General features: G+C 71.3%; 27 protein-coding genes. 16 read left to right on the top strand and 11 right to left on the bottom strand.

What is annotated here, in order from left to right; translation table 11 throughout:
• Positions 1-3: 3 nt before the first annotated feature.
• Both hisIE and EYQ95_RS14725 read left to right on the top strand, forming a co-directional pair.
• Positions 4-621: a bifunctional phosphoribosyl-AMP cyclohydrolase/phosphoribosyl-ATP diphosphatase HisIE gene (hisIE, locus tag EYQ95_RS14730; protein WP_132328021.1), complete on the top strand. Its 618-nt coding sequence runs from the start codon at positions 4-6 to the stop codon at positions 619-621.
• Positions 622-858: 237 nt separating this feature from the next.
• Entirely contained in the window at positions 859-2457 is a 1599-nt protein-coding gene (locus EYQ95_RS14725; RefSeq protein WP_132327976.1) for a calcineurin-like phosphoesterase family protein, read from the top strand.
• Positions 2458-2547: 90 nt separating this feature from the next.
• Here the strand turns inward: EYQ95_RS14725 and mtnC are convergent, their stop codons facing one another.
• The 4 genes from mtnC to EYQ95_RS14705 form a co-directional block, all read right to left on the bottom strand.
• The gene (gene mtnC / locus EYQ95_RS14720; RefSeq protein ID WP_132327975.1) at positions 2548-3243 is read right to left on the bottom strand and encodes an acireductone synthase; all 696 of its coding nucleotides are present in this window, start codon (positions 3241-3243) and stop codon (positions 2548-2550) included.
• Between the two features lie 66 nt (positions 3244-3309).
• Complete coding sequence (locus tag EYQ95_RS14715) at positions 3310-3867, bottom strand: acireductone dioxygenase (protein WP_132327974.1); 558 nt, start codon at positions 3865-3867, stop codon at positions 3310-3312.
• Between the two features lie 25 nt (positions 3868-3892).
• Entirely contained in the window at positions 3893-4558 is a 666-nt protein-coding gene (locus EYQ95_RS14710) for a methylthioribulose 1-phosphate dehydratase (protein ID WP_132327973.1), read from the bottom strand.
• Positions 4559-4677: 119 nt separating this feature from the next.
• A complete protein-coding gene (locus tag EYQ95_RS14705) occupies positions 4678-6213 on the bottom strand; it encodes an amino acid permease (protein ID WP_132327972.1) in 1536 nt (511 codons plus the stop codon).
• 146 nt (positions 6214-6359) lie between these two features.
• Between EYQ95_RS14705 and EYQ95_RS14700 the strand changes: the two genes are divergently transcribed.
• The gene (locus tag EYQ95_RS14700) at positions 6360-6932 is read left to right on the top strand and encodes an NUDIX hydrolase (protein WP_132327971.1); all 573 of its coding nucleotides are present in this window, start codon (positions 6360-6362) and stop codon (positions 6930-6932) included.
• Between the two features lie 51 nt (positions 6933-6983).
• On the opposite strand, the gene yeiP is transcribed toward EYQ95_RS14700, so the two are convergent.
• The 6 genes from yeiP to EYQ95_RS14670 form a co-directional block, all read right to left on the bottom strand.
• Positions 6984-7550 (bottom strand): elongation factor P-like protein YeiP, encoded by a 567-nt coding sequence (gene yeiP / locus EYQ95_RS14695; RefSeq protein WP_132327970.1) that lies wholly within the window; start codon positions 7548-7550, stop codon positions 6984-6986.
• A gap of 111 nt (positions 7551-7661) precedes the next feature.
• A complete protein-coding gene (locus EYQ95_RS14690) occupies positions 7662-8432 on the bottom strand; it encodes an SDR family NAD(P)-dependent oxidoreductase (protein WP_132327969.1) in 771 nt (256 codons plus the stop codon).
• A gap of 48 nt (positions 8433-8480) precedes the next feature.
• On the bottom strand, positions 8481-8969 hold the full coding sequence (locus EYQ95_RS14685) for a GNAT family N-acetyltransferase (protein WP_132327968.1): 489 nt from the start codon (positions 8967-8969) through the stop codon (positions 8481-8483).
• Entirely contained in the window at positions 8966-9862 is an 897-nt protein-coding gene (locus EYQ95_RS14680; protein WP_132327967.1) for a hydroxymethylglutaryl-CoA lyase, read from the bottom strand. The genes EYQ95_RS14685 and EYQ95_RS14680 overlap by 4 nt, the downstream gene beginning before the upstream one ends.
• The gene (locus EYQ95_RS14675) at positions 9859-11859 is read right to left on the bottom strand and encodes an acetyl/propionyl/methylcrotonyl-CoA carboxylase subunit alpha (protein ID WP_132327966.1); all 2001 of its coding nucleotides are present in this window, start codon (positions 11857-11859) and stop codon (positions 9859-9861) included. The genes EYQ95_RS14680 and EYQ95_RS14675 overlap by 4 nt, the downstream gene beginning before the upstream one ends.
• 21 nt (positions 11860-11880) lie before the next feature.
• Positions 11881-12666, bottom strand: coding sequence for an enoyl-CoA hydratase-related protein (locus EYQ95_RS14670; RefSeq protein ID WP_132327965.1), 786 nt, complete (start codon positions 12664-12666; stop codon positions 11881-11883).
• Positions 12667-12762: 96 nt separating this feature from the next.
• On the opposite strand from EYQ95_RS14670, the gene EYQ95_RS14665 reads away from it, so the two are divergent.
• Genes EYQ95_RS14665 through EYQ95_RS14655 form a run of 3 tightly spaced genes read left to right on the top strand, consistent with a single transcriptional unit; the run spans position 12763 to position 15132 of the window.
• Positions 12763-13050 carry a FeoA family protein gene (locus tag EYQ95_RS14665; protein WP_132327964.1) on the top strand — a complete coding sequence of 96 codons (288 nt, stop codon included), beginning with the start codon at positions 12763-12765 and terminating at the stop codon, positions 13048-13050.
• 7 nt (positions 13051-13057) lie between these two features.
• On the top strand, positions 13058-14905 hold the full coding sequence (locus EYQ95_RS14660; RefSeq protein WP_132327963.1) for a ferrous iron transporter B: 1848 nt from the start codon (positions 13058-13060) through the stop codon (positions 14903-14905).
• 2 nt (positions 14906-14907) lie between these two features.
• Positions 14908-15132, top strand: coding sequence for a DUF6587 family protein (locus EYQ95_RS14655; RefSeq protein WP_132327962.1), 225 nt, complete (start codon positions 14908-14910; stop codon positions 15130-15132).
• A gap of 3 nt (positions 15133-15135) precedes the next feature.
• On the opposite strand, the gene EYQ95_RS14650 is transcribed toward EYQ95_RS14655, so the two are convergent.
• Positions 15136-15426, bottom strand: coding sequence for a hypothetical protein (locus EYQ95_RS14650; RefSeq protein ID WP_132327961.1), 291 nt, complete (start codon positions 15424-15426; stop codon positions 15136-15138).
• A 294-nt stretch (positions 15427-15720) separates the two neighbouring features.
• On the opposite strand from EYQ95_RS14650, the gene moaCB reads away from it, so the two are divergent.
• The 10 genes from moaCB (at position 15721) to rplT (ending at position 23124) form a co-directional block, all read left to right on the top strand.
• Positions 15721-16704 (top strand): bifunctional molybdenum cofactor biosynthesis protein MoaC/MoaB, encoded by a 984-nt coding sequence (gene moaCB / locus EYQ95_RS14645; protein WP_243699940.1) that lies wholly within the window; start codon positions 15721-15723, stop codon positions 16702-16704.
• Positions 16701-17948: a gephyrin-like molybdotransferase Glp gene (gene glp, locus EYQ95_RS14640; protein ID WP_132327960.1), complete on the top strand. Its 1248-nt coding sequence runs from the start codon at positions 16701-16703 to the stop codon at positions 17946-17948. The genes moaCB and glp overlap by 4 nt, the downstream gene beginning before the upstream one ends.
• On the top strand, positions 17948-18205 hold the full coding sequence (locus EYQ95_RS14635) for a MoaD/ThiS family protein (RefSeq protein WP_132327959.1): 258 nt from the start codon (positions 17948-17950) through the stop codon (positions 18203-18205). Before glp ends, EYQ95_RS14635 begins: the two co-directional genes overlap by 1 nt.
• 1 nt (position 18206) lies before the next feature.
• On the top strand, positions 18207-18662 hold the full coding sequence (locus EYQ95_RS14630) for a molybdenum cofactor biosynthesis protein MoaE (protein WP_132327958.1): 456 nt from the start codon (positions 18207-18209) through the stop codon (positions 18660-18662).
• Positions 18652-19197, top strand: a complete 546-nt coding sequence (locus EYQ95_RS14625) for a molybdenum cofactor guanylyltransferase (RefSeq protein WP_132327957.1) — start codon at positions 18652-18654, stop codon at positions 19195-19197. The genes EYQ95_RS14630 and EYQ95_RS14625 overlap by 11 nt, the downstream gene beginning before the upstream one ends.
• Positions 19194-19511, top strand: a complete 318-nt coding sequence (locus tag EYQ95_RS14620) for a hypothetical protein (RefSeq protein ID WP_132327956.1) — start codon at positions 19194-19196, stop codon at positions 19509-19511. Before EYQ95_RS14625 ends, EYQ95_RS14620 begins: the two co-directional genes overlap by 4 nt.
• A 195-nt stretch (positions 19512-19706) precedes the next feature.
• Entirely contained in the window at positions 19707-21605 is a 1899-nt protein-coding gene (gene thrS, locus EYQ95_RS14615) for a threonine--tRNA ligase (protein WP_132327955.1), read from the top strand.
• Positions 21606-21612: 7 nt separating this feature from the next.
• Positions 21613-22194: a translation initiation factor IF-3 gene (infC, locus tag EYQ95_RS14610; RefSeq protein ID WP_370451259.1), complete on the top strand. Its 582-nt coding sequence runs from the start codon at positions 21613-21615 to the stop codon at positions 22192-22194.
• 359 nt (positions 22195-22553) lie between these two features.
• Positions 22554-22751, top strand: coding sequence for a 50S ribosomal protein L35 (gene rpmI / locus EYQ95_RS14605; protein ID WP_027083463.1), 198 nt, complete (start codon positions 22554-22556; stop codon positions 22749-22751).
• 13 nt (positions 22752-22764) lie between these two features.
• Positions 22765-23124 carry a 50S ribosomal protein L20 gene (gene rplT, locus EYQ95_RS14600; RefSeq protein WP_132327953.1) on the top strand — a complete coding sequence of 120 codons (360 nt, stop codon included), beginning with the start codon at positions 22765-22767 and terminating at the stop codon, positions 23122-23124.
• Positions 23125-23184 lie beyond the last annotated feature (60 nt).

Genomic DNA, 23184 nt, shown 5'->3' with positions numbered 1-23184 from the left:
GCCATGCCGCTGGCACCGTCGTTCGACGTAGCCGCAATCGACTGGGAGAAGCAGGGCGGCCTCGTGGCCGCGGTGGTGCAGGACGCCGCCACCCTGCGGGTGCTCATGGTCGGCTGGATGGACCGCGATGCGCTGGCGCGCACGCTGGACACGCGCCGGGCCACGCTCTTCAGCCGCACGCGCGGGCGGCTCTGGACGAAGGGCGAATCGTCCGGAAACGTGCTCGACGTGGTCGACATGCAGCTCGACTGCGATGGTGACACGCTGCTGGTGCTCGCGCATCCGCGCGGCCCGACGTGCCATCTCGAGCGCGAAAGCTGCTTCCCCGCGGCGCCGGGCGACTTCCTCGCCGTGCTCGACCGCCTCGTCGCCCGGCGTGCGGCCGAGCGACCCGTGGGCAGCTACACCACGCGCCTGTTCGAAGGCGGCTTGCGGCGCATCGCGCAGAAGGTGGGCGAGGAGGGCGTGGAAACCGCGCTCGCCGCGGTGGTGCAGGACGAGGCCGCGCTCGCGGGCGAGGCCGCCGACCTGCTGTTCCACCTGCTCGTGCTGCTGCATGCGCGGGGAATGTCGCTGGACGATGCGCTGGACGTGCTGCGCCGGCGCCACGCCGCAGGTTGAGTCCATCCCGGGTCACGCGCCCTGGCCGATGCCCGCCCGGGCGCGCATCGACGTCTCGAGTGCGGCGCAACGGATGCGCGTCCGGGCAGGTTCCTCGCCAAGGGCCGTGGCTTCGCCTCGAGGTGCGACATGCGCTCCACTGCGGACGACGTGAACCCGTGCCCGCGTTTGCGCGCATGGCGGCTGCACCGAAGGCCCATCCGCACTAGGCTGTGCGCGGTCCATCGGAGCCGCACCATGCCACGCCTCCTCCCGCTGTTGGCCGCCCTCCTGCTCATGCCCGCCCTCGCGCAGGCACGCGCGCCCTGCGGCGAGGGGCGCGTGGTGCTCGATCTCGACGGCGACGGCCGGGCGGGCCGGTCTGAACCCGGCATGGCCGGCGTGCGCGTCTCCGATGGCGTGGACATCGTGGCCACCGATCGCGAGGGCCGTTTCCGGCTCGCCCCGGTGCCCGGCCGCACGTGGTTCGTCATCAAGCCCGCCGGCCACGCGTTCGTCACCGGGGCCGACGGCCTGCCGGTGTTCTGGCGGCACGTGCCGGAGCCGCAGGCGCCCGTGCTCCGTTTCGGCGGCATCGGCAACGCCGACGCCGGTTGCCCGACGTTCCTGCTTCGGCCGCAGCCGCGCCGCGCGCCCGGGCTCGACGTGCTCGTGTTCGCCGACCCGCAGACGAAGAACCGCACGCAGCTCGACTACTACGCACGCGACATCGTCGAGCCGCTGCGCGCCGGCGACGGCGGGGCGGCCCGGCTGGGGCTGGTGCTCGGCGACGTCGCGGACGACGACCTCTCGCTGTATCCGGACCTGAAGGCCGTCACGACCCGCATCCGCATCCCGTGGCTGCACGCGCCCGGCAACCACGACCTCGATTTCGACGCGGCGGCCGACGACGACTCGCTGCGCACGTTCCGTCACCACTTCGGCCCCGACACGCTCGCCTGGGAGGAGCGCGAGGCGAACGTCGTCGTGCTCGACGACGTCGTCTACCGGCCCGGCCAGCGCCCGGCGTACATCGGCGGCCTCCGCGACGACCAGTTCACTTTTCTCGAGCGCTACCTGCGGACGGCCGATCCGCGGCGCCTGCTCGTCCTGGCGCTGCATATCCCGATGTTCGACGAGCCCGGGCGCGAAACCTTCCGCGCTGCCGACCGCGCGCGGCTTTTCGGCCTGCTCGCGCGCTTTCCGCGCGTGCTCGTGCTGAGCGGCCATGGTCACGTGCAGCGCCACGTCTTCCACGATGCGCGCTCGGGCTGGCCGGGTGCCACGCCGCTGCACGAGTACAACGTGGGCGCGGCCAGCGGCGCGTTCTGGTCCGGCGTGGCCAATGCGGCGGGCATCCCCGACGCGACGATGGCCGACGGAACGCCCAATGGTCACGCACGACTGCACGTGGCCGCCGACGGCAGCTATCGGCTGGCATGGCAGCCCGCACGCCTGGAAGAAACGCCCGCGTCGACCGGCGCAATGGCCCTGCATGCGCCACGCGTCCTGCGCCGCGGGGCGTACCCTGCGTGGGCGGTCTATGCCAACGTGTTCATGGGCACGGCCGCGACCCGCGTCGAGTACCGCATCGACGCGGGAGAATGGAAGCCGATGACGCGCGTCGAACGTGCCGACCCGCGGCTGCTGGCGGAGAACGTCCGCGACGACGAGGCGCGCGCGTTGCGTGGCTTCGACCGTTCGCCGGAAGCCGAGCCGTCGACCCATCTATGGCGCGGTGCGCTGGCCACGGACCTGGCACCCGGGCGGCATCGCGTCGAGGTGCGCGCGTTCGATCCCTGGCGTGGCGAGCAGCGCGCGGAAACCGCTTACGAGCTGGCCGAAGTGGCGCGCTGACGGCGGCGCCGATTCCGGGCGGGGCTGCGCGGGCGCGATGCCCGCGGCGTCGGCTGCGCGCAGGCCGGCGCCGGCAGGCTGCGACGCCTCTCAGATGCCCACGTCCGCGAAGCTCTCCACGCGGCGATGCCCGTGCGTGGCCTCGCCGGTGCGCGGCTGCGGATAGTCCTCGCGGCGGTCGAGCAGGACCGTCTGCATGCCGGCCTCGCGCGCGGCGTCGAGCTCCTCGACCACGTCAGAAAGAAACAGCACGTCGCCCGGCGCGACGGCGAGGGCCTCGGCGATGCGCGCATAACTGGCGGCTTCGCGCTTGCCGCCGATCTCGGTGTCGAACCAGTTCGAGACCAGGGGCGTCAGGTCCCCGGCATCGCTGTGGCCGAAGAACAGCTTCTGCGCCGGCACGCTGCCGGAGGAATACACGTACAGCGGAATCCCGGCGTCATGCCACTCCCGCAGCTGCGCGGCCGCGTCGGGATAGATGTGCGCGGTGAAGTCCGCGTTGCGGTAGCCGGCGCGCCAGATCATCCCCTGCAGCGCCTTGAGCGCGGTGTGCTTGCGGTCCTCGTCGATCCAGCCCTGCAGGATCTCGACGATGGTGTCGTCGCTGCAGACCGCACCGTTCTCCGTGGCCACGACATCCAGCCAGCGGCGCACCTCCGGCTCGTGGCCGTGCTCGCGAACGAACCCGGGCAGCGCGCGGCGCGCGTAGGGGAACAGCACGTCCTTGACGAAGGAGATGCTGCTCGTGGTGCCTTCGATGTCGGTGAGGATGGCGCGGATGGGCATGGTCGGGCTCGATCGAAATGGCGAGGCCCGGCGCGGGGCCGGGCCTCGGGTGGTGCGTGGCGTGGATTATCCGGCCTGGCCGGGTTCGTAGCGCGGGAAACGCTGCGCGATGTCCGTGCCGGTGAAGTGGCCCACCCAGCCGTCGGGTTCGGTGAAGAAACGGATGGCGACGAAGCTCGGCTCCGGGCCCATGTCGAACCAGTGGTGCGTGGAATCGGGCACCGAGACGAGGTCGCCGGCCTCGCACTTGAGCTCGTAGACCTTGCCGCCCACGTGCAGGGTAAACAGGCCGGAGCCTGCGACGAAGAAGCGCACCTCGTCTTCCTTGTGGAAGTGCTCGTCGAGGAACTTCCTGCGCATCTCCTCGCGCTGGGGATGGTCGGGCGAGATGCTCACGACGTCCACGCTGCGAAAGCCGCGCGCGGCGACCAGGCGATCGATGTCGGCGCGGTAGGCCTCCATGATGCGCTCCGGCGGGTCGCCGGCCTGCACGGGCTGGGCGGCCTCCCAGCGCTCGAAGCCGACGCCCAGCGGCGCCAGCTCGCGGGTGATGGCCTCCACATCCGTGGACACGAAAAGCGGCTGGTCCGGTGTGGACTCGTCGAAGATGCGCAGGCGGCTCATGGTGCGTGGTTCCGGTGCGATGGGGTCAGAACGCCGGGTCGACCGGCGCGGCGGGCGGCGCCAGGCGCCGCATCTCCAGCTCGCAGGCGAGCAGGAACTCGAAGGCTTCCAGGTGGCGGCGCGCCTCCGGCATGTCGCGCCCCCAGGCGTAGAGGCCATGCCCTTCGATCAGGTAGCCCCACAGCGGGCCGGCGTCGAGCAGCGACTCGACCTGGGCGGCGAGTTCGGGCATGTCCTGCGAATTGGGCAGCACGGGCAGGTCGAGTGCCGTCTCGTGCGTGGTGTTGCCGGCGAAGGCCTTGAGCAGCTCGTAACCCTCCAGGCGAACGCGGCCCTCGGCGGCGTACAGGCGCGAGGCGACCGTCTGGGTGAGCGAATGCGTATGCAGCACGCAGCCCACCTCGGGGAAACGCGCGTACAGCTGCGTGTGCAGCAGCGTCTCGGCCGAGGACTTCTGCGTGGTGGCGACCGGCCGGCCCTTGAGGTCGACGACCATGATGTCGGCCTCGACCAGGCGCCCCTTGTCGCGCCCGGAGACCGTGATCGCGACATGCCGGGCGTCCATGCGACGCGAGAAGTTGCTGCTGGTCGCGGGCGTCCAGCCGAGCGCGGCGAGCTCGCGCACGTTGGCGATGATCTCGCCGGCGCATTCGGCCAGGCGTCCGGAGTCGTAGGGGGCGGGGGCGGTCATGTGCACAGTTTAGGGCAGGGCGCGTGGTGGACCCGCATGCGCGGCGTGCCGTTCGGCTGCCGAAACGACGACGGCGCGGTTGCCCGCGCCGTCGTGCCCACTGTCGGTGGCAGGGCCCGTCAGGCCTGCGGACCCTCGTGGAACTTCGGTTCCGGCGGGATGGTCGGGCCGCCGTCCGGGCCACGGTAGCCCGGCGCGAGGTGGCTGCGGCGATAGCCGTACAGCGCGTACACGATCAGGCCGATGATCGCCCAGCCGAAGAACATGCTCAGCGTGTACATGGAGAGGTTGAGGAAGAGCAGCAGGCAGCCGGCGATGGCGAGCGGGCAGACCAGCCAGACCATCGGCGTGCGGAAGGGACGCGGGCGGTCCGGCTGCTGCACGCGCAGCACCATCACCGCTGCGGCCACCATCACGAACGCGAACAGCGTGCCGGAATTGGAGATGTCGGCCAGCACGCCCACCGGGAACAGCGCGGCGAAGGCCGCCACGAAAACGCCGGTGATCACGGTGATCACGTGCGGGGTGTGGAAGCGCGGGTGCACCTTCGACAGGCGCTCCGGCAGCAGGCCGTCGCGGGCCATCGTGAAGAAGATGCGCGTCTGGCCATAGATCATCATCAGGATGACCGACGGCAGCGCGAGGCCCGCGGCGATGCCGATGGCATTGCCCCAGCCGGCGAAGCCGAGCTGGCGCAGCACGTGGGCGAGCGGTTCCTTGCTGCAGACCAGCTCCTCGCTGCCCTTGCAGGCCGCGGCCAGTTCAGGGCTGCCCGGATGCAGGGCGACGCCGTTGACCATGATCGGGTCGGAACCGGATGCGCCCACGGCGCCGTAGCCGACCAGCAGGTAGAACACCGTGCACACGCCCAGCGAGCCGATCAGGCCGATCGGGATGTTGCGGTTCGGGTTCTTGGTCTCTTCCGCCGCGGTCGACACCGCATCGAAGCCCACGTAGGCGAAGAAGATGGACGCCGCGGCGCCGAGCACGCCGACGCCGCCCAGCGGGCTGCCCCAGCCGGTGGGGAAGAAGGGCTGGAAGTTCGCGTCCTGCGCGGCTGGCACGGCGATCGCGATGAATGCCGTCAGCGCCGCGACCTTGATGAGCACGAGCACCGCGTTGACCTTGGCCGACTTCGAGGTGCCGATCACCAGCAGCCCGGTCACGAGCAGCGCGACGAGGAAGGCCAGCAGGTTGAAGCTGCCGCCATCCATCGGGCCGGTCTTGAGTGCGTCAGGTAGCCCCATGCCGGCGCTTTCGAGAAGCCCGTTGACGTAGCCCGACCAGCCCACCGACACCGCACCGGCCGCGATGGCGTACTCCAGCACCAGTGCCCAGCCGACGGTCCAGGCCAGGCCCTCGCCCAGCACGCCGTAGGTGTACGTATAGGCCGAGCCCGAGACGGGAACCATCGACGCCAGCTCGGCATACGCGAGCGCCGCCAGTCCGCAGACGATCGCGGCGATGACGAAGGCGACCATCATCGCCGGGCCCGCCTTCTGGCCGGCTTCCGCGGTGAGCACGAAGATGCCCGTGCCGATGATCGCGCCGATGCCGAGCATCGTGAGTTGGAAGGCGCCGAGCTGTCGCTTGAGCGACTTCTTCTCCGCGGTTTCCAGGATCTTGTCGAGCGGCTTGACGCGCCAGAAAAGCATTGCCATCTCCCCAGGGGCTTGTTCGGTGAGGACGCAGCGCGTCCGGTCCACGCTTTGCGTGGGCCGGCGGAACATACCCCGTGCCGCTGCACAGGCACAAGGCGCGAGCGTGGCGGATAATCGCGCGCCGCCCGACGGTCACGCGCATGTCCGCATCCGCCGCATCGCATCAATTCCCCGCCGCACTGTCGGCGATGCTCGACGCCTACGCTGCGCGCTGGCCGGATGAACAGGCGTCGGTGGACCACTTCCGCGCCCTGCTGGGCGAGGGCGCGCAGGCCTATGCGCGCGAGCGCCTGGCCGGCCACTTCACCGGTTCGGCCTGGCTGGTCGACCGAAGCGGCGCGCGCGTGCTGCTCACGCACCACCGCAAGCTGGGGCGCTGGCTGCAGCTCGGAGGGCATGCCGACGGCGACGACGACCTCGCGCGCGTGGCGCTGCGCGAGGCGGAGGAGGAGTCGGGGCTGGCGGGGTTGTCGATCGAGCCCGGGCTGTTCGACCTCGACCGCCACTGGATCCCGGCGCGCGGCGACGTGCCCGCGCACTGGCACTACGACGCGCGCTTCGTGGTGCGCGCGGGCGAGCACGAGGACTTCGTGGTCGGCGAGGAATCGCTGGACCTCGCCTGGCGCGTGGTCGCCGAGCTGGTGGACGACCCCGGCGCCGACGACTCGGTGCGGCGCATGGCGCGCAAGTGGCTGGAGCGGACGCCGGCCTGACGGCGCCCGCGCGGCGCACCGCGCCGCGCGAGGCCGGGGCGGTGCGCCGGGTCAGTCCGCGCGGCCGGCGAACTCGCCCGTCGTGGTGTTGACCAGCACGCGCTCGCCGTTGGCGATGTACTCGGGGACCATGATCTCGATGCCGGTCGACAGCTTCGCCGGCTTCGGGCGCTTGGTCGCCGTGCCGCCCTTGAGCTCCGGCGGCGTCTCGACCACCTCGAGCGTCACCGTCTGCGGCAGCTGCAGGCCCACCGGGGCGTCGTCGATGATCTGCACGTAGCAGCCTGACAGGTCCGGCACGATGTAGCCGGCCATGTCGCCGACGACGTCGGCGTCGAGCGTGTAGGGCGTGTAGTCCTCGTCGTCGAGGAACACGAAGGCATCGCCGTCCATGTACGAGAACGTGGCCTGGCGGCGGGCGAGGTCGACCTCGCGCAGCTCGTCGTCGCCGTCGAAGCTGGCGTCGAGCTTGTTGCCGCCCGGGACGCTGTACATGGTGAAGCGGAAGCGCACGTTGCCGCCGCGGCCCTGCGGGCTGCTGCGCTCGATGTCGCGGATCTGGTAGACGCCGCCGTTGTGTTCGACGACGTTGCCCTTCTTGATGTCGTAGGCCTTCATGGGGAGCCGGGATTCGGGATTCGGGATTCGGGATTGGTTGGAGCGGGATCCGTAGGGGGACGCGGGCCGCGCTTGCGAATCCCGGATCCCCGAACCCGAATCCCGACCTCGTTACTTCGGCGCCAGCCGCGTGGCGCCGTCGAGGCGGATCGTCTCGCCGTTGAGGTAGGTGTTACCGAGGATGTAGGCGGCGAGGTCGGCGAATTCCTCGGGCCTGCCCAGCCGCGAGGGGAAGGGGATGGACGCGGCGAGCGACTGCTGCACCGCCTCCGGCATGCCGTCGACCATCGGCGTCCAGAACACGCCCGGTGCGATGGTGACCACGCGGATGCCGAAACGCGCGAGCTCGCGTGCCATCGGCAGGGTCATGCCGACCACGCCACCCTTGGACGCCGAATACGCCGCCTGGCCGATCTGCCCTTCGTAGGCCGCCACCGAGGCGGTGTTGATGATCACGCCGCGCTCGCCGTCCGTACCGGCCTCGTTGCCCTGCATGAGGGCCGCACCGGCCTTGGCCACGTTGAAACTGCCGACGAGGTTGACCATCACGGTCGAGGCGAACTGCGAGAGCGGCATCGGGCCGTCCTTGCCGAGCATGCGGCCGGAGCCGAGGATGCCCGCGCAGTTGACGACTGCATTGAGCCCGCCGAGGAAGTCGCGTGCCGCCGCGACGTTGGCGGCCACGCCGGCTTCGTCGGTGACGTCCGTGCGGAAATAGCGCGCGTTCGCCTCGCCCAGCTCGGCCACCGCCGCGGCGCCCTTGTCGTCGTTGACGTCGAACAGCGCGACGCGGCCGCCCTCGCGCACGAAGCGCTGGGCGACGCTGAAGCCGAGGCCGGACACGCCGCCAGTGATGACGGCACGGACGCTGGAAATCTGCATGGGACGCTCCCGGAATGCGAAGGGCGCGATTCTAGCGGGCGCGCCGCCTCAGAGTTCGCGCAGGTAGAAGGTGTTGCAGCCGCCGTGGCCGGTGTCGCCCATCGGCGCGTCGATGCGATGGAAGCCGCTGCGTTCGTAAAGGCGCATCGCCGCGTCCATGCCGGTGAGCGTCTCGAGGTAGCAACGCCGGAAGCCGGCGCCGCGGGCGGCGTCCAGGCAGCGGGCCATGAGCGCCGTGCCCGCGCCGAGCCCGCGGGCTTGGGGCAGGAAGTACATCTTCCGCAGCTCGCAGGTGTACGCATCGCCGCCGTCCAGCGGGGCCACGCCGCCACCGCCCACGACGCGGCCACCGGCCTCGACGACGAAGTACGCCCGGCGCGGCGCCGCGTACGCGCGCGACATCCAGTCGACCTCGGGGTCGTTGATCGCAAAGCCGTCGCCACTGGCGCCGAACTCGGGCATCACGCTGCGGATGATCGATGCGATGGCGGCATCGTCGCGCGGCTCGATGGGCCGGATCGAATAGGGCGCACTCATGCGCCGGCTCCCATCGCGCGGCCGACCTTGCTCGCCGTTTCGCGACCGAGCAGCGCCGCCAGCCAGTGGCCGGTGGCGACCAGCGCCGGCAGGTCGATGCCGGTCTGCACCCCCATGCCGTGCAGCATGTAGACCACGTCCTCGGTCGCGACGTTGCCGCTCGCGCCCTTGGCATACGGGCAGCCGCCGGTGCCGGATACCGCGCTGTCGACCACCCGCACCCCTTCCTCCAGGCACGCGAGGATGTTGGCCAGTGCCTGGCCGTAGGTGTCGTGGAAGTGCACGGCCAGCGCCTCCATCGGCACTTCGTTGGCCACCGCGCGCAGCATGCGCCGCGCCTTGGCCGGCGTGCCGGTGCCGATGGTGTCGCCCAGCGAGACCTCCTCGCAGCCCATCGCATGCAGCCTGCCGGCCACGCGGGCGACGTCGGAAACGCGCACCTCGCCCTGGTACGGGCAGCCGAGCACCGTCGAGACGTAGCCGCGCACGCGCACGCCATCGGCCTTGGCGCGCTCCATCACCGGCAGGAACCGCTGCAGCGATTCCTCGATGCCGGCATTGGTGTTGCGCCGGTTGAACTCCTCGGAGGCGGCGGTGAACGCCGCCACGTGGGTGACCCCGACCTCGCGTGCGCGCTCGTAGCCCTGCAGGTTCGGCACCAGCACCGGATAGTCGACGCCGGCGTGGCGGCGTATGCCCGCGTAGACCTCGGCGGCGTCGGCCAGCTGCGGCACCCACTTCGGGCTCACGAAACTGGTGACCTCGACCACGCGCAGGCCGGTCGCCGAGAGCCGGTCGATCAGCTCGATCTTGGCGGCAGTCGGCACGATGGCCTTCTCGTTCTGCAGGCCGTCGCGCGGGCCGACCTCGACGATGCGGACGAAATCGCTCATGCAGCGGCCTCCAGCGTCAGCAGCACGGCGTCGGCGTCGACGAAGTCGCCGGCGGCGGCGCGCACCTCGCCCACCACGCCGTCGCGTGGGGCCTTGAGGCTCAGTTCCATCTTCATGGCCTCGATCACCATCACTTCCTGCCCCGCGGAGACGGATTCACCGACCTGCACGCGGGTGACGACCACGCGGCCGGGCATCGGCGCGGCCACGCGGTCGGCGCCGCCTTCCGCGCCCGAGCCTTCGAGCGCGTGCAGGGGCAGGCGGGTGACGGCGAGCCGCTGCCGGCCGTCGTGGACCGTCGTCGTGCGCGCGTCGCCCAGCACGCGCACGCGGCGCGCGGCGCCGTCCACCCGCAGCGACAGCGCGTCGCCCTCCAGGCGCGCGCCGTCCACGGCGAAGCGGCGGGCCGCGATCTCGATGGCATAGGTTCCTGCCGCGCCCACCACGTCGGCCTCGACGCGTTCGCCGGCGACGTCGTAGACATGTCGCGAATGTGCCGGCGCAACGAGGCGCCAGCCGTCGGTGGCGGCCCAGGGGGAGGTCGGATCGGCCGATGCGGCATTGCAGCCGCGCGCGGCCTCCTCGCGGAGCAGGTGCTGCGCGGCGATGGCGACGGCCAGCAGGGCGTCGTCGCGCTCGGGCGCCGCGAGGAATTCGTCGAGGTGGCGGTCGAGATAGCCCGTGTCGATGCTGCCGTCGACCACCGCGGGATGCCGCACCAGCCGCTCGAGGAACTCCACGTTCGACTTCGGGCCGACGACCTCGCAGCCTGCCAGCGCGTCGCGCAGGCGGGCCAGCGCCTGCGCGCGGTCGGCGCAGTGCACGATGAGCTTGGCGATCATCGGGTCGTAGAAGATGGTCACCACGTCGCCTTCGACCACGCCCGAGTCGATGCGCACGCTCGGCGCCGCATCGGGCAGGCGCAGGCGCTGCAGGCGGCCCGAGCCTGGCAGGAAGCCGGCGTCGGGATCCTCGGCGTACAGGCGCACCTCGATCGCATGGCCGGCCTGCGACAGTTCGTCCATGCGCCGCGGCAGTGCTTCGCCCGCGGCGACGCGCAGCTGCCATTCGACGAGGTCCAGCCCCGTCACCATCTCGGTGACCGGATGCTCGACCTGCAGGCGCGTGTTGATCTCCATGAAATAGAAGGCGCCGTCCTGGCCGACGATGAACTCGACCGTGCCGGCGTTGGCGTAGTCGATCGCGCGCGCGGCCAGTACCGCGGCATCGCCCATGGCGGCGCGCAATGCGGGCGTGAGGAAGGGGGAGGGCGATTCCTCCAGCACCTTCTGGTAGCGGCGCTGCGCCGAGCATTCGCGCTCGAACAGGTGGATCGTGTTGCCGTGGCGATCGGCGAAGACCTGGATCTCGATGTGTCGCGGCTTCTCGATGTAGCGCTCGAGCAGCACGCGGTCGCGGCCGAAGGCATTGCGCGCCTCGCGCTGGCAGCTCTCGAGGTTCGGCAGGAATTCATCGTGCGACCGCACGATGCGCATCCCCTTGCCGCCGCCGCCGTGCGCGGCCTTGATCATCAGCGGATAGCCGATGCGGTCGGCTTCGCGCTGCAGCACGTCAGGGGACTGGTCCTCGCCGGTATAGCCCGGCACCACCGGCACGCCGGCGGCCTGCATCAGCTCCTTGGCGCCGGCCTTGCTGCCCATCTTCCGCATGGACGCGGCGGACGGGCCGATGAAGACGAGCCCCGCCGCTTCCACCGCGTCGGCGAAGTCGGCGTTCTCGCTGAGGAAGCCGTAGCCCGGGTGGATGGCCTGTGCGCCGGTCCTGAGCGCGACCTCGATGATGGCCTCGCCGCGCAGATAGGAGTCCTGCGGGCGCGGGCCGCCGATGCAGTGCGCCTCGTCCGCCTGGCGCACGTGCTGTGCGTCGGCATCGGCCTCGGAGTACACGGCCACGGTGCGGATGCCCAGGGCACGGCAGGTGCGGATGACCCGGCAGGCGATTTCGCCGCGGTTGGCGATGAGGACGGTGTCGAACATGCGGTGCCTCGATTCCTTCGTTCAGCCGATCCAGCGCGCGTGGCGCTTGTCGAGGAATGCCGCCAGACCTTCCTGGCCCTCGTCCGACACCCGCAGGCCGGCGATCAGGGCCGCGTTGTCGGCATCCAGGCGGTCGCGGTCGGTTTCGGCGGCGACGCGGCGCACCAGGGCCTTGGCCGAGGCGGCGGCGATCGGACCGGCCTTGAGCAGCAGGTCGACCTGGCGGGCCACGGCCGCATCCAGCGCGGCCTCGTCGGCGGCGATCTCGTGCACGAGGCCGATGCGCTGCGCCGTGGCGGCGTCGAACATCTCGGCGGTGGCGAACCAGCGTCGCGCCTCGCGCGGACCGATGGCGGCGATGACGTAAGGCGAGATCACCGCCGGCAGCAGGCCGAGGCGGCTTTCGGTCAGGCCGAACCGGGCATTGGGCGTGGCCAGCGCGATGTCGCAGCAGGCCACCAGCCCGACGCCGCCGCCGAAGGCCGCGCCATGCACGCGGGCGATCGTCGGCTTGGGCAGTTCGTCGAGCGTGCGCATCAGGCGGGCCAGCGCCAGCGAATCGCGGCGGTTCTCCTCCTCGCTGGCGGCGGCCATGCCGCGCATCCAGTTCAGATCGGCGCCTGCGGAGAACGATGCACCCTCGGCCTCGAGCACCACCACGCGCACGTCCGGGTCGCGGGCCACGGCGTCGAGGGCGCCGGTCAGCGCGGCGATCACCGTCGCGTCGAAGGCGTTGTGCAGTTCGGGGCGGTTGAGCCGCAGGCGGGCGACCGCCCCGTCGCGCAGGTGGAGGAGGGGATGGCTCATGAACGGACGCCCGGGGAAAGCCCGCGATCATAGCGGCTGCGGCGTCGCGCCCGGTGCTAGAATCGAGAACGATTCCCATTTGGACGACGCTCCGCCGTGCGACTGTCCGAGCTGCCCTACCGTACGCCCGCCACCGTTACCCGCGTGGAGGATGCCGCGCCCCAGGACCCGATCGCGCGCCGCCTGCGCGAGCTGGGCTTTGTCGGCGGCGAGCCGGTCGAAGTGCTGGCCGCGGGTCCGGTCGGCGCGGAGCCGCTGCTGGTGCAGATCGGCTTCACCCGCTTCGCGCTGCGGCGGCAGGAGGCCGCGCGCGTCCGCGTGCAGGCGGCCGTGGGCATGCCGCCCGTCGTGGCGGAGGCCGTGCGCGACACGGCCGTGGCCTGAGGCGGCGATGGAGACGACCCTGCGCCTGGCCCTCGTCGGCAACCCGAACTGCGGCAAGACCGCGCTGTTCAACCGCCTCACCGGCAGCCGCCAGAAGGTGGCGAACTACGCCGGGGTCACGGTCGAACGCAAGGAAGGCCGCTTCGCGGCGCCGTCGGGCCGCGAGTACGTGGTGCTCGACCTTCCCGGCGCCTACAGCTTCCATGCCGCCAGCCTCGACGAGGCGGTGACCCGCGACCTCTGTCGCGGCTTCTACCCGGGCGAGCCGGCCCCGGACGTGATCGTCTGCGTCGTCGACGCCACCAACCTGCGCCTGCACCTGCGCTTCGCCCTCGAGGTGCGCGAGCTCGGCCGGCCGATGGTGGTCGCGCTGAACATGATGGACGCCGCGCGCCGTCGCGGCATCGAGATCGACATCGACGCGCTGCAGCGCGAGCTCGGCGTGCCGGTGGTGCCGACAGTGGCCGTGCGGCGCGGCGGCGCGGCCGAGCTGGTGCGCGTGCTCGACGCCAATGGCGCCGTGCAGCCGCATGTCGCACCGATGGCGCAGGACGTGGACGCGCTGCATGCGCGCACGCGCGCCATCCTCGAGGCCGCCGTTCGCATGCCGCGGCGCACGGCGGCGGTCGACGACGCCCTCGACCGCTGGCTGCTGCACCCGGTGTTCGGCCTGCTCGCGCTGGGCGTGGTGATGTTCCTGATCTTCCAGGCCGTCTATGCCTGGGCGACGCCGATGATGGACCTGATCGAGGCCGGCACCGCCTGGCTCGGCGAGTCCACGGCCGCGGCATTGCCGGAGGGCCCGCTCGCGAGCCTGCTGGTCGACGGCGTGATCGCCGGCCTGGGTGGCGTAGTGGTGTTCCTGCCGCAGATCCTGATCCTGTTCGCCTTCATCCTCGCCCTCGAGGAATCGGGCTACCTGCCCCGTGCCGCCTTCCTGCTGGACCGCACCATGGCCGCCGCGGGCCTGTCGGGGCGGTCCTTCATTCCGCTGCTGTCGAGCTTCGCCTGCGCGATCCCGGGCATCATGGCCACGCGCTCGATCCAGGATCCGCGCGATCGGCTCGCGACGATCCTGGTCGCGCCGCTGATGACCTGTTCGGCACGGCTGCCGGTCTACGCGCTGCTGATCGGTGCGTTCATCCCGCAGCGGCAGGTGGCCGGCGTGCTCAACCTGCAGGGCCTCGTGCTGTTCGCGCTGTATGCCGCGGGCATCCTCAGCGCGCTCGCGGTGTCGTGGGTCATGAAGAAGTGGCGCCGCGACAAGGGCGAGCACCCGCTGATGCTGGAGCTCCCGAGCTACCGCGTGCCGCACGTGCGCGACCTGCTGATCGGGCTCTGGGAACGGGCATGGGTCTTCCTGCGCCGGGTGGGCGGCATCATCCTCGCGCTCACGATCCTGCTGTGGTTCCTGCTCAACTTCCCGGCACCGCCGGAGGGCGCCACGGGCAATCCGATCGACTACAGCCTCGCCGCCCGCATCGGCGAGGCCATGGCCGTGGTCTTCGCCCCGCTGGGCTTCAACTGGCAGATCTCCGTCGCGCTGATCCCCGGCCTGGCCGCGCGCGAGGTGGCCGTCTCGTCCCTGGCCACGATCTACGCGCTGCAGGCGGCCGATGACGACGCGGCCGCGCAGGCGCTCACGCCGGTCATCGGCGACACCTGGTCGCTGGCCACCGCGCTGTCGCTGCTGGTCTGGTTCATCTACGCGCCCCAGTGCCTGTCCACCCTGGCGACGATCCGCCGGGAGACCAATTCGTGGAGGCAGGTGGGTATCGCGGCCGGCTACCTGTTCGCGCTGGCGTACCTCATGTCGATGCTGACCTACCAGCTCGCGCGGATGCTCGGCGCCTGAGCATGGACGCCGGCCTGCTCGTCCAGCACGTGCTCGTGGGGCTGGCCGTCGCCGCGAGTGCCGGCTATGTCGTCCTCACGCGTTTCCCGCGCATGGCCCGCCGCCTGCGCGGGAAGCTGGCACTGGGCCTGGTCGATTCGGGACGGCCCGCGCTGGTGCGCCTGGGCCGGAAGATCGCCCCCGATCCGTCGGCCTCGCGCTGCGGAGGCTGTTCGGGCTGCGACTGAGCCTCAGGCCGCGCGCCGCGACGGGGCCCGTCGCGCGGCCGACCGCTGCGCCACGCGGCCGCGCGCGCCGCGACGCCGCAGCCCGCGACGCTCGAGGCGTTCGGCGATGCGGCCTTCGGCCTCCAGCACGACCAGCCATGCGATCACGCAGCCGAGCGCACCGACCGCGGCGATGCCGCGCGCGCCCGATTCCAGCCGCGTCGCTGCCGCGACGAACAGGGCGGTGGCCACCGCCAGCAGTGCGAGGAGGCCGCGAAGGCGGCGCAGTCGGCGGTTGTGGGTGCTGCGTGGCATGGGCGCTCTCCGTGTCGGCGACAGTCTGCGAACGACGCGTGACACGCAGGTGAGGCGCGCTTGACGCTTCGATGACGACAGCCCGCGACGGGACAGGCGCTAAGCTGTCGGCCCCGCCGCCTGCCGGTCCCTGCAGCGGCGCCAGGAGTTCACCGCGTGCCGTTCCGAGAGTCGACCCGATCCCATGCCCGTCGCCGGTGCCCGGCGACCGGTCGCCCGGCGCCGACGCGCTTTCCCGCCACGGCGCTTTCCCATCGCGACGGCGCGTCGGTGCGCATGCCGGCGGAGGGTTGAATGTCGGAGGCCTTCCACATGGCGGACGTGCGCGGCAAGCGTCCCACGCGGCGTCGCGCGGTCGCGGTCGGCGAACTGCACGCGGGTGCCGATGCCTATGCCGCCATCGTCGAGCGCCGCCTTCCCAAGGGCGATGCGCTGGTGATGGCGGAAATCGCCGGGCTGCAGGGCGCGAAACAGGCAGCCAACCTCATGCCGCTCTGCCATCCCCTGCTGCTGGAACTGGTGCGGGTGCGCTGTGTACCGGTCGAGTCGCGCCATGCCATCCGCGTGTACTGCGAGGTGGCCACCGAGGCCCGCACCGGCGTGGAAATGGAGGCCCTCGCGGGCGCCAGTGCGGCCCTGCTGACCTTGTACGACCTCACCAAGCCCGTCGAGCCCGCGCTGTCGATCGAGGCGGTGCGGCTGCTGTTCAAGGAGGGCGGCAAGAAGGGTCTGTGGCTGCACCCCGCGGGCATGAGCGACGAGGAGCGCGCGCACTACCGCCCGCGCTCGACGGCGCGCCTGGACGGTGTCCGCTGCCACGCGATCACGCTCAGCGACCGCTGCGCGGCCGGCGAGGCGGACGATGCCTCCGGGCCGGAAATCCGGCGCGCGCTGCAGGCGCTGGGCGCCGACGTCGCCCTGGAGGTGCTACCCGACGGCATCGAGCCGCTTCGCAGTCGCCTGCTCGGGCTCGCCGGGGAAGGCGTGCGCCTGTGCATCACCAGCGGTGGCACCGGGCTGGGCCCGCGCGACTGCACGCCCGAAGCCCTGCTGCAGGCCGGCGGCGTCGAGGTCGAGGGGCTGGCGGAGATGTTCCGCAGCGAGAGCCGGCACTTCACACCCTTGGCGTGGCTCAGCCGTGCGCGCGCGGTACGCATCGGCGGCATGCTGGTGGTCGCGCTGCCGGGCAGTCCGCGCGCGGCGCGGCAGGGCATGGAGATCGTCTCGCCGCTGCTGGCGCATGCGGTCGCGATGATGGATGGAGCGGGGCACGCGTGATCGACTACGACGAGGCACTGCGTCTGCTGCTCGCGGGCGTGGATCCGCTGCCCGCCGGGCAGGTGTCCACGCACGACGCCATAGGCCGCGTATTGGTGGCGGATGTGGCGAGCGGTGAGTCCCTGCCGCCGTTCGACAACTCGGCGATGGACGGCTTCGCGCTCGCGGCGGGCGTTGACGGGCTCGGACCGGGTACCGAACTCGACGTCGTGGGCGAGCGCGCGGCCGGCGACAGCTACCTGCGGCTGGACGGCGGGGCGATCGAGATCATGACCGGCGCGCCGATGCCCGCGGGCGCGGATGCGATCGTGCCGGTCGAACAGGTGGAGATCCTCGCCCGCGACGCCGCCGGGCGGCCAGCCCGCATCCGCCTCGCCGCCGCCGTCAGGCCCGGGCAGCACCTGCGCCGTGCGGGCGAGGATGTGCGCGCCGGCGAGGTGCTGCTCGCGCAGGGGCGCCTGCTGCGCGAGGCCGAGGCGACGCTGCTCATGGCCACGGGGATCGCGCGCGTCGCCGTGCGCAGGCGGCCGCGCGTCGCCCTCGTCACCACCGGGCGCGAACTGGTGGACGATCCGTCCGCCAGCCTCGCGCCCGGGCACATCCGCAATTCCAATGCCCCGTTCCTGGCCGCCCGCCTCGTGGCGGCAGGCGCCGATGTCGTGCTGCGCGAGACCGTCGCCGACGACGCGACGGCCTTCCGCGCCACCCTGGCGCGCGCGCAGACCGCGCGGGCCGACCTCGTGCTCACCACCGGCGCGGTGTCGATGGGGCGCTACGACTTCATTCCGGCGGTGCTCGAGGCCCAGGCCGCGACGCTGTTGTTCCACAAGGTCCGCATCCGCCCCGGCAAGCCGATCCTCGCCGCCCGCCTGGCCGACGGCACACGCTTCGTCGGGCTGCCGGGCAATCCCGCGTCGACGGCGGTAGGCCTTCGCTTCTTCGTCGAACCGATGCTGCGCGCCATGCTCGGCCTGCCGCGCGAGCGCCTGCCCAGGCTGCCGCTCGCGCAGCCGTACGCCAAGCGCGTGCCGCTGCGCATGCACCTGAAGGCGCGCGTCGCGCTCGATGCCGAGGGCGGCGTCCGCGTGCACGTCCTCGGTGGGCAGGAATCGTTCCGGATCCGGCCGCTCGTCGACGCCAATGCCTGGGTGGTCGTGCCGGCCGACGTGGACGCGCTGGATGCCGGCGCCCTCGTCGAGGTCGCCGGCCGCGGCCACCTCGAACCCGTTCCCCTGGAGGCCTGATGCGCTTTGACATCCAGCTCTTCGGTGCCCTGCGCGAGGCCGAGCCCTCCGGCCGCCTCGTGCTCGACGCCGACGCCGCCGACATCGCGACGCTGCGCGCCGCCATCGCGGCCCATGCCGAGTCCGCCTGGCCCGTTGCCGCCCGCGCGCTGCTGGCCCGCTCGGCCTTCGCCAGCGAGCACAGCATCCTGCGCGACGCCGAGCCGGTGCCCGGCGACGGCCGCCTCGCGCTGCTGCCGCCGGTGAGCGGGGGCTGACGTGGCGCGCCATCACTTCGCCGTGGTCGACGCCGCCGAGGCCCCGCTCGACATCGGCGCCGCCTTCGATTTCGTCTCCGACCCCGGCTTCGGCGGCTACGCCGCCTTCGTCGGCCGCATCCGCGACCTCAACCACGGCCGCCGCGTCACCGGCGTGAGCTACGACCTGTTCGATGCGCTGGCGATGAACCGCTTCGCCGACATCGCCGCGGAGGCCGAGGCCACGGTCGGCCCCGGGCTGAAGCTGTGGATCGCACATGCCAAGGGCCGTCTCGCGGTCGGCGGCGTGGCCGTGGTGATCGCCGCCGGCACGCCGCATCGCGACGAGGCCTTCCGCGCCTGCCGGCAGGTGATCGAGGCGGTCAAGCACACCGCTCCCATCTGGAAGCGCGAGCATTTCGAGGACGGCGACAGCGAATGGAGCGAGGGCTGCTCGCTCTGCGGTCATGGCGCCTGAGTTCCAGGCCATCCTGCTCGCGGGCGGCGGCTCCACGCGCATGGGCCGCGACAAGGCCCTGCTCGCCTGGCAGGGCAGGCCGCTGATCGAGCACATGCTCGATCGCCTGCGCGAGGCGGGCGCATCGCGCGTCCACGTGAGCGGCGACCGCCCGGCCTACGGCGGCATCGCCGACGTCTGGCCGCGCAGGGGGCCGGTGGCGGGCATCGCCAGTGTCCTGCCCGCCTGCGGCGACGGGCCCGTGGTGGTCGTCCCGGTCGACCTCCCGCTCCTGGGCCCCGGCCGCATCGCCGAGCTCGTGCACGCGCTGTCGCGGGCCGGCGCGGCCTGCTTCGCCGCCCGCCCGCTGCCCTGCGCCTTCGTGCTCGACGGCGCTGCCCGTGCACGCACGGCGGCGCTGGTCGCCGCGAGCCCGGCCGGCCCGTCGGTGCGCGCCTGGCTCGAGGCCTGCGGCGTCGTGGCGCTCGATCCCGCTGACGCCAGCGACCTGCGCCCCTGCAATACCCCCGAAGACTTCCGGGCACTCGCGTCATGAAGGTGCAGTTCACCTCCGAGGGCATGCGTATCCGCGTCGACCAGGCCGAATTCGGGCGGCTGCGCGCCGGTGCGGCGCTCGTGCTCGAGCTGCCCGGGGCGTGGCGGGTCGAGGTGGCCATCGGCGAGCCCATCGCCCTGCGGCACGACGGCGACCGGCTCGCCCTGGCGCTCCCGGCCGGCGCGCTGGAGGAGCTGGCCGCGCGCCTGCCCTCGCGCGACGGCATCGGCGCGCGGGTCGAAGTCGCCGGCCATGTGCTGGACCTGGCCTTCGAGGTCGACCTGCGCGACGGCCGCCCGCGTCGCCCGCGTTGACGCCCGCCGCGAAACCGCCAACCATTGCCTTCCGCGCGGCACGGCTGCCGCGCCCGACAACGAGGTGGCCCGCGCCCCGCGCCGGCCGAGCGTGCGACATGAGCACTACCACCGCCCAGCGCTGACCTCCCCGTGCCGGCCCAGCCGGCACCGCATTCCCGTGCCGCGCCGCCGGCACCGCTCTTCCGGACCTCCATGATCGCCATCACGCTTCCCGACGGCTCACGCCGCGAGTTCGACCGCCCCGTGTCCGTCGCCGAGGTCGCCGCCTCGATCGGCCCCGGCCTCGCCAAGTCCACCGTCGCCGGTGAAGTCGACGGAAAGCTCGTCGACGCCTGCGACGTGATCGACCACGACGCCCGGCTGCGCATCATCACGCCCAGGGACCCCGAGGGCGTCGAGATCATCCGCCATTCCTGCGCGCACCTCGTCGGCCATGCGGTGAAGCAGCTCTATCCGAACGCCAAGATGGTGATCGGCCCGGTCATCGAGGACGGCTTCTACTACGACATCTGGCACGAGCGCCCGTTCACGCCCGAGGACCTCGAAGCCATCGAGAAGCGCATGGCCGAGCTGATCGACAAGGACTACGACGTCATCAAGAAGGTGACGCCGCGCGAGGAGGTCATCGCCACCTTCAAGGCACGCGGCGAGGACTACAAGCTGCGGCTGGTCGAGGACATGCCCGACGAGAAGGCGATGGGCCTCTACCACCACGAGGAATACGTGGACATGTGCCGCGGCCCGCACGTGCCGAACACGCGTTTCCTCAAGGCCTTCAAGCTCACGCGCATCAGTGGCGCCTACTGGCGCGGCGACTCCAAGAACGAGCAGCTCCAGCGCATCTACGGCACCGCCTGGGCCGATGCCAAGCAGCTCAAGGCCTACATCCAGCGCATCGAGGAAGCCGAGAAGCGCGACCACCGCAAGATCGGCAAGCAGCAGGATCTCTTCCACCTGCAGGAAGAGGGCCCCGGCCTGATCTTCTGGCATCCGAAGGGCTGGTCGATCTGGCAGGTCGTCGAGCAGTACATGCGCCGCGTCTACCGCGACTCGGGCTACCAGGAAGTGCGCTGCCCGCAGATCCTCGACGTCTCGCTGTGGCAGAAGTCGGGCCACTGGGACAACTACAAGGACAACATGTTCTTCACCGAGTCCGAGAAGCGGACCTACGCGCTGAAGCCCATGAACTGCCCGGGCCACGTGCAGGTCTTCAACCAGGGCCTGCACAGCTACCGCGACCTGCCGATCCGCTACGGCGAGTTCGGCGCCTGCCACCGCAACGAGCCCTCCGGCGCGCTGCACGGCATCCTGCGCGTGCGCGGCTTCACCCAGGACGACGGCCATGTCTTCTGCACCGAGGACCAGATCGAGGCCGAGGTCCGCGCCTTCCACCAGCAGGCGCTGAAGGTCTATTCCGACTTCGGCTTCACCGACATCCAGATCAAGATCGCGCTGCGCCCGGACAACCGCCTGGGCGACGATGCCACCTGGGACAAGGCCGAGGACGCCCTGCGCTCGGCGCTGCGGGCGGCGGGCGTGGAATGGGAGGAGCTGCCGGGCGAGGGCGCCTTCTACGGCCCCAAGATCGAATACCACCTGCGCGACGCCATCGGCCGCACCTGGCAGCTCGGCACCATGCAGGTCGATTTCATGATGCCGGGCCGGCTCGGGGCCGAGTATGTCGACGAGCACAGCCAGCGCCGCCACCCCGTCATGCTGCATCGCGCCATCGTGGGCTCCATGGAGCGGTTCATCGGCATCCTGATCGAGCACCACGCCGGCGTGTTGCCGAGCTGGCTGGCGCCGGTCCAGGCGGTGGTCATGAACATTACCGACGCCCAGGCGGACTACGTGGCCGGGGTCCGGAAAACCCTTGCAGATCAAGGCTTCCGGGCCCATTCGGATTTGCGGAACGAAAAGATCGGCTATAAGATCCGCGAGCACACGCTGCAGCGCGTGCCGTACCTGCTGGTGGTCGGAGACCGCGAGAAGGAGAACGGCATGGTCGCCGTGCGGACCCGTGGTGGCGAGGATCTGGGCTCGATGAGCATCCAGCAATTCGCCGAGCGGCTGCGCGCCGAGGCCCTGTAAGGGTCGGCTGCGGACACGACCGGCCGTCCGGACGGCCGGTTCCACACCTGGAGACCGCAACATCAGTACGCTCGAAAAGCCGAATCGGAAGAACAACGAGATCCGCGTCCCGCGCGTCCGCGTGATCGGGAGCGACGGCCAGATGATCGGCGTCCTCTCGCGCGACGAAGCCCTGCGCATGGCCGAGGACGAAGGCCTCGATCTCGTCGAGATCCAGCCCAACGCGGATCCGCCGGTCTGCAAGATCATGGACTTCGGCAAGTTCCGCTTCGAGCAGCAGAAGAAGGCGGCCGAGGCGAAGAAGAAGTCCAAGCAGGTCGAGATCAAGGAACTCAAGTTCCGGCCGGTGACCGACGAGGGCGACTACCAGATCAAGCTGCGCAACATGCGCCGCTTCCTGGAAGAGGGCGACAAGGTCAAGGTCAACATCCGCTTCCGTGGCCGCGAGATGAGCCATCAGGAGCTCGGCCGCGAGATGGCCGCGCGGATCGAGCGCGACCTGGGCGAGGACATCGTCATCGAGTCGCGCCCGCGCCTGGAAGGCCGCCAGATGGTGATGATGATCGCGCCGAAGAAGAAGCAGCCGTAACGGCCGCTTCGAGCGCATGGACGGCCCGCTTCGGCGGGCCGTTCGCGTTTGCGCGGGTCGGTCGTCGTGGGGACGGCGGTGGCGGGTCGGCTCGACGCTCCGCACCCTGCCGCTCCGGCACGCGCGCGGCCGCCGGCAGCGGCTCGGGCGAGGCGGTGCAAGCCAAGCTGCTGATTTGCACGGAGTTAACGCCTCGTGCACAATACGCGGCCCGGTTCGCCCGGGCGCGTCGCAAGGCGCACCAGGACCCGTCACGACCGGCCCGGCCGGTTCGTCGACCACCCCGCCGGCATGGGCAGGACGGAAAGCGTGGCAGCCGCCACCGCCCAGCCAGTCAGAAATCCGATTAGGACATCGCAATGCCCAAGATCAAGACCAATCGGGCGGCGGCCAAGCGCTTCCGGAAGACCGCTTCCGGCAAGTACAAGTGCGGCCACGCCAACAAGAGCCACATCCTCACCAAGAAGGCGACCAAGCGGAAGCGCAACCTGCGGCAGACGAACCATGTTCGTGCCGAGGACGCGGGCCGTCTGGACCGCATGCTGCCGTATCTCTGAGGAGGGCTGAACCATGGCACGAGTCAAGCGTGGCGTGATGGCGCGCCGCCGTCACAAGAAGGTCCTCGCCCAGGCGAAGGGTTACTACAACGCGCGTCGCAAGGTCTTCCGCGTCGCCAAGCAGGCGGTCACCAAGGCGCTGCAATACGCCTACATCGGCCGCAAGCAGAAGAAGCGCCAGTTCCGCACCCTGTGGATCGCCCGTATCAACGCGGCGGCCCGTCAGAACGGCATGAGCTATTCGCGCTTCATCAACGGCCTGATGAAGGCCGGTATCACGCTCGATCGCAAGGTGCTGGCCGACATCGCCGTGCACGACGCGGCGGGCTTTACCGCGCTGACCGAGAAGGCGAAGAGCGCGCTCGCGGCGTAAGAAGCACCCGACGAAGCCCGCTCCATGCGGGCTTCGGTCGAAGCCTCACGCATGGGGAAG

The sequence above is a fragment of the Lysobacter sp. N42 genome (assembly GCF_004344885.1).
Note: the sequence above shows the minus strand (reverse complement) of the source record. Positions and strands in the feature narration are given on the sequence as shown.

What these genes read in the sequence shown, in the direction of transcription:
- rplT (WP_132327953.1), top strand. Translation starts at nt 22,765, where the DNA reads ATGGCACGAGTCAAGCGTGGCGTGATGGCGCGCCGCCGTCACAAGAAG.
- EYQ95_RS14700 (WP_132327971.1), top strand. Translation starts at nt 6,360, where the DNA reads ATGTCCGCATCCGCCGCATCGCATCAATTCCCCGCCGCACTGTCGGCG.
- EYQ95_RS14680 (WP_132327967.1), bottom strand. Translation starts at nt 9,862, where the DNA reads ATGAGCGATTTCGTCCGCATCGTCGAGGTCGGCCCGCGCGACGGCCTG.
- EYQ95_RS14650 (WP_132327961.1), bottom strand. Translation starts at nt 15,426, where the DNA reads ATGCCACGCAGCACCCACAACCGCCGACTGCGCCGCCTTCGCGGCCTC.
- thrS (WP_132327955.1), top strand. Translation starts at nt 19,707, where the DNA reads ATGATCGCCATCACGCTTCCCGACGGCTCACGCCGCGAGTTCGACCGC.
- EYQ95_RS14705 (WP_132327972.1), bottom strand. Translation starts at nt 6,213, where the DNA reads ATGCTTTTCTGGCGCGTCAAGCCGCTCGACAAGATCCTGGAAACCGCG.
- moaCB (WP_243699940.1), top strand. Translation starts at nt 15,721, where the DNA reads ATGTCGGAGGCCTTCCACATGGCGGACGTGCGCGGCAAGCGTCCCACG.
- EYQ95_RS14710 (WP_132327973.1), bottom strand. Translation starts at nt 4,558, where the DNA reads ATGACCGCCCCCGCCCCCTACGACTCCGGACGCCTGGCCGAATGCGCC.
- EYQ95_RS14620 (WP_132327956.1), top strand. Translation starts at nt 19,194, where the DNA reads ATGAAGGTGCAGTTCACCTCCGAGGGCATGCGTATCCGCGTCGACCAG.
- EYQ95_RS14685 (WP_132327968.1), bottom strand. Translation starts at nt 8,969, where the DNA reads ATGAGTGCGCCCTATTCGATCCGGCCCATCGAGCCGCGCGACGATGCC.
- mtnC (WP_132327975.1), bottom strand. Translation starts at nt 3,243, where the DNA reads ATGCCCATCCGCGCCATCCTCACCGACATCGAAGGCACCACGAGCAGC.
- EYQ95_RS14715 (WP_132327974.1), bottom strand. Translation starts at nt 3,867, where the DNA reads ATGAGCCGCCTGCGCATCTTCGACGAGTCCACACCGGACCAGCCGCTT.
- EYQ95_RS14625 (WP_132327957.1), top strand. Translation starts at nt 18,652, where the DNA reads ATGGCGCCTGAGTTCCAGGCCATCCTGCTCGCGGGCGGCGGCTCCACG.
- hisIE (WP_132328021.1), top strand. Translation starts at nt 4, where the DNA reads ATGCCGCTGGCACCGTCGTTCGACGTAGCCGCAATCGACTGGGAGAAG.
- EYQ95_RS14725 (WP_132327976.1), top strand. Translation starts at nt 859, where the DNA reads ATGCCACGCCTCCTCCCGCTGTTGGCCGCCCTCCTGCTCATGCCCGCC.
- EYQ95_RS14655 (WP_132327962.1), top strand. Translation starts at nt 14,908, where the DNA reads ATGGACGCCGGCCTGCTCGTCCAGCACGTGCTCGTGGGGCTGGCCGTC.
- EYQ95_RS14670 (WP_132327965.1), bottom strand. Translation starts at nt 12,666, where the DNA reads ATGAGCCATCCCCTCCTCCACCTGCGCGACGGGGCGGTCGCCCGCCTG.
- yeiP (WP_132327970.1), bottom strand. Translation starts at nt 7,550, where the DNA reads ATGAAGGCCTACGACATCAAGAAGGGCAACGTCGTCGAACACAACGGC.
- rpmI (WP_027083463.1), top strand. Translation starts at nt 22,554, where the DNA reads ATGCCCAAGATCAAGACCAATCGGGCGGCGGCCAAGCGCTTCCGGAAG.
- EYQ95_RS14635 (WP_132327959.1), top strand. Translation starts at nt 17,948, where the DNA reads ATGCGCTTTGACATCCAGCTCTTCGGTGCCCTGCGCGAGGCCGAGCCC.
- EYQ95_RS14675 (WP_132327966.1), bottom strand. Translation starts at nt 11,859, where the DNA reads ATGTTCGACACCGTCCTCATCGCCAACCGCGGCGAAATCGCCTGCCGG.
- EYQ95_RS14690 (WP_132327969.1), bottom strand. Translation starts at nt 8,432, where the DNA reads ATGCAGATTTCCAGCGTCCGTGCCGTCATCACTGGCGGCGTGTCCGGC.
- EYQ95_RS14660 (WP_132327963.1), top strand. Translation starts at nt 13,058, where the DNA reads ATGGAGACGACCCTGCGCCTGGCCCTCGTCGGCAACCCGAACTGCGGC.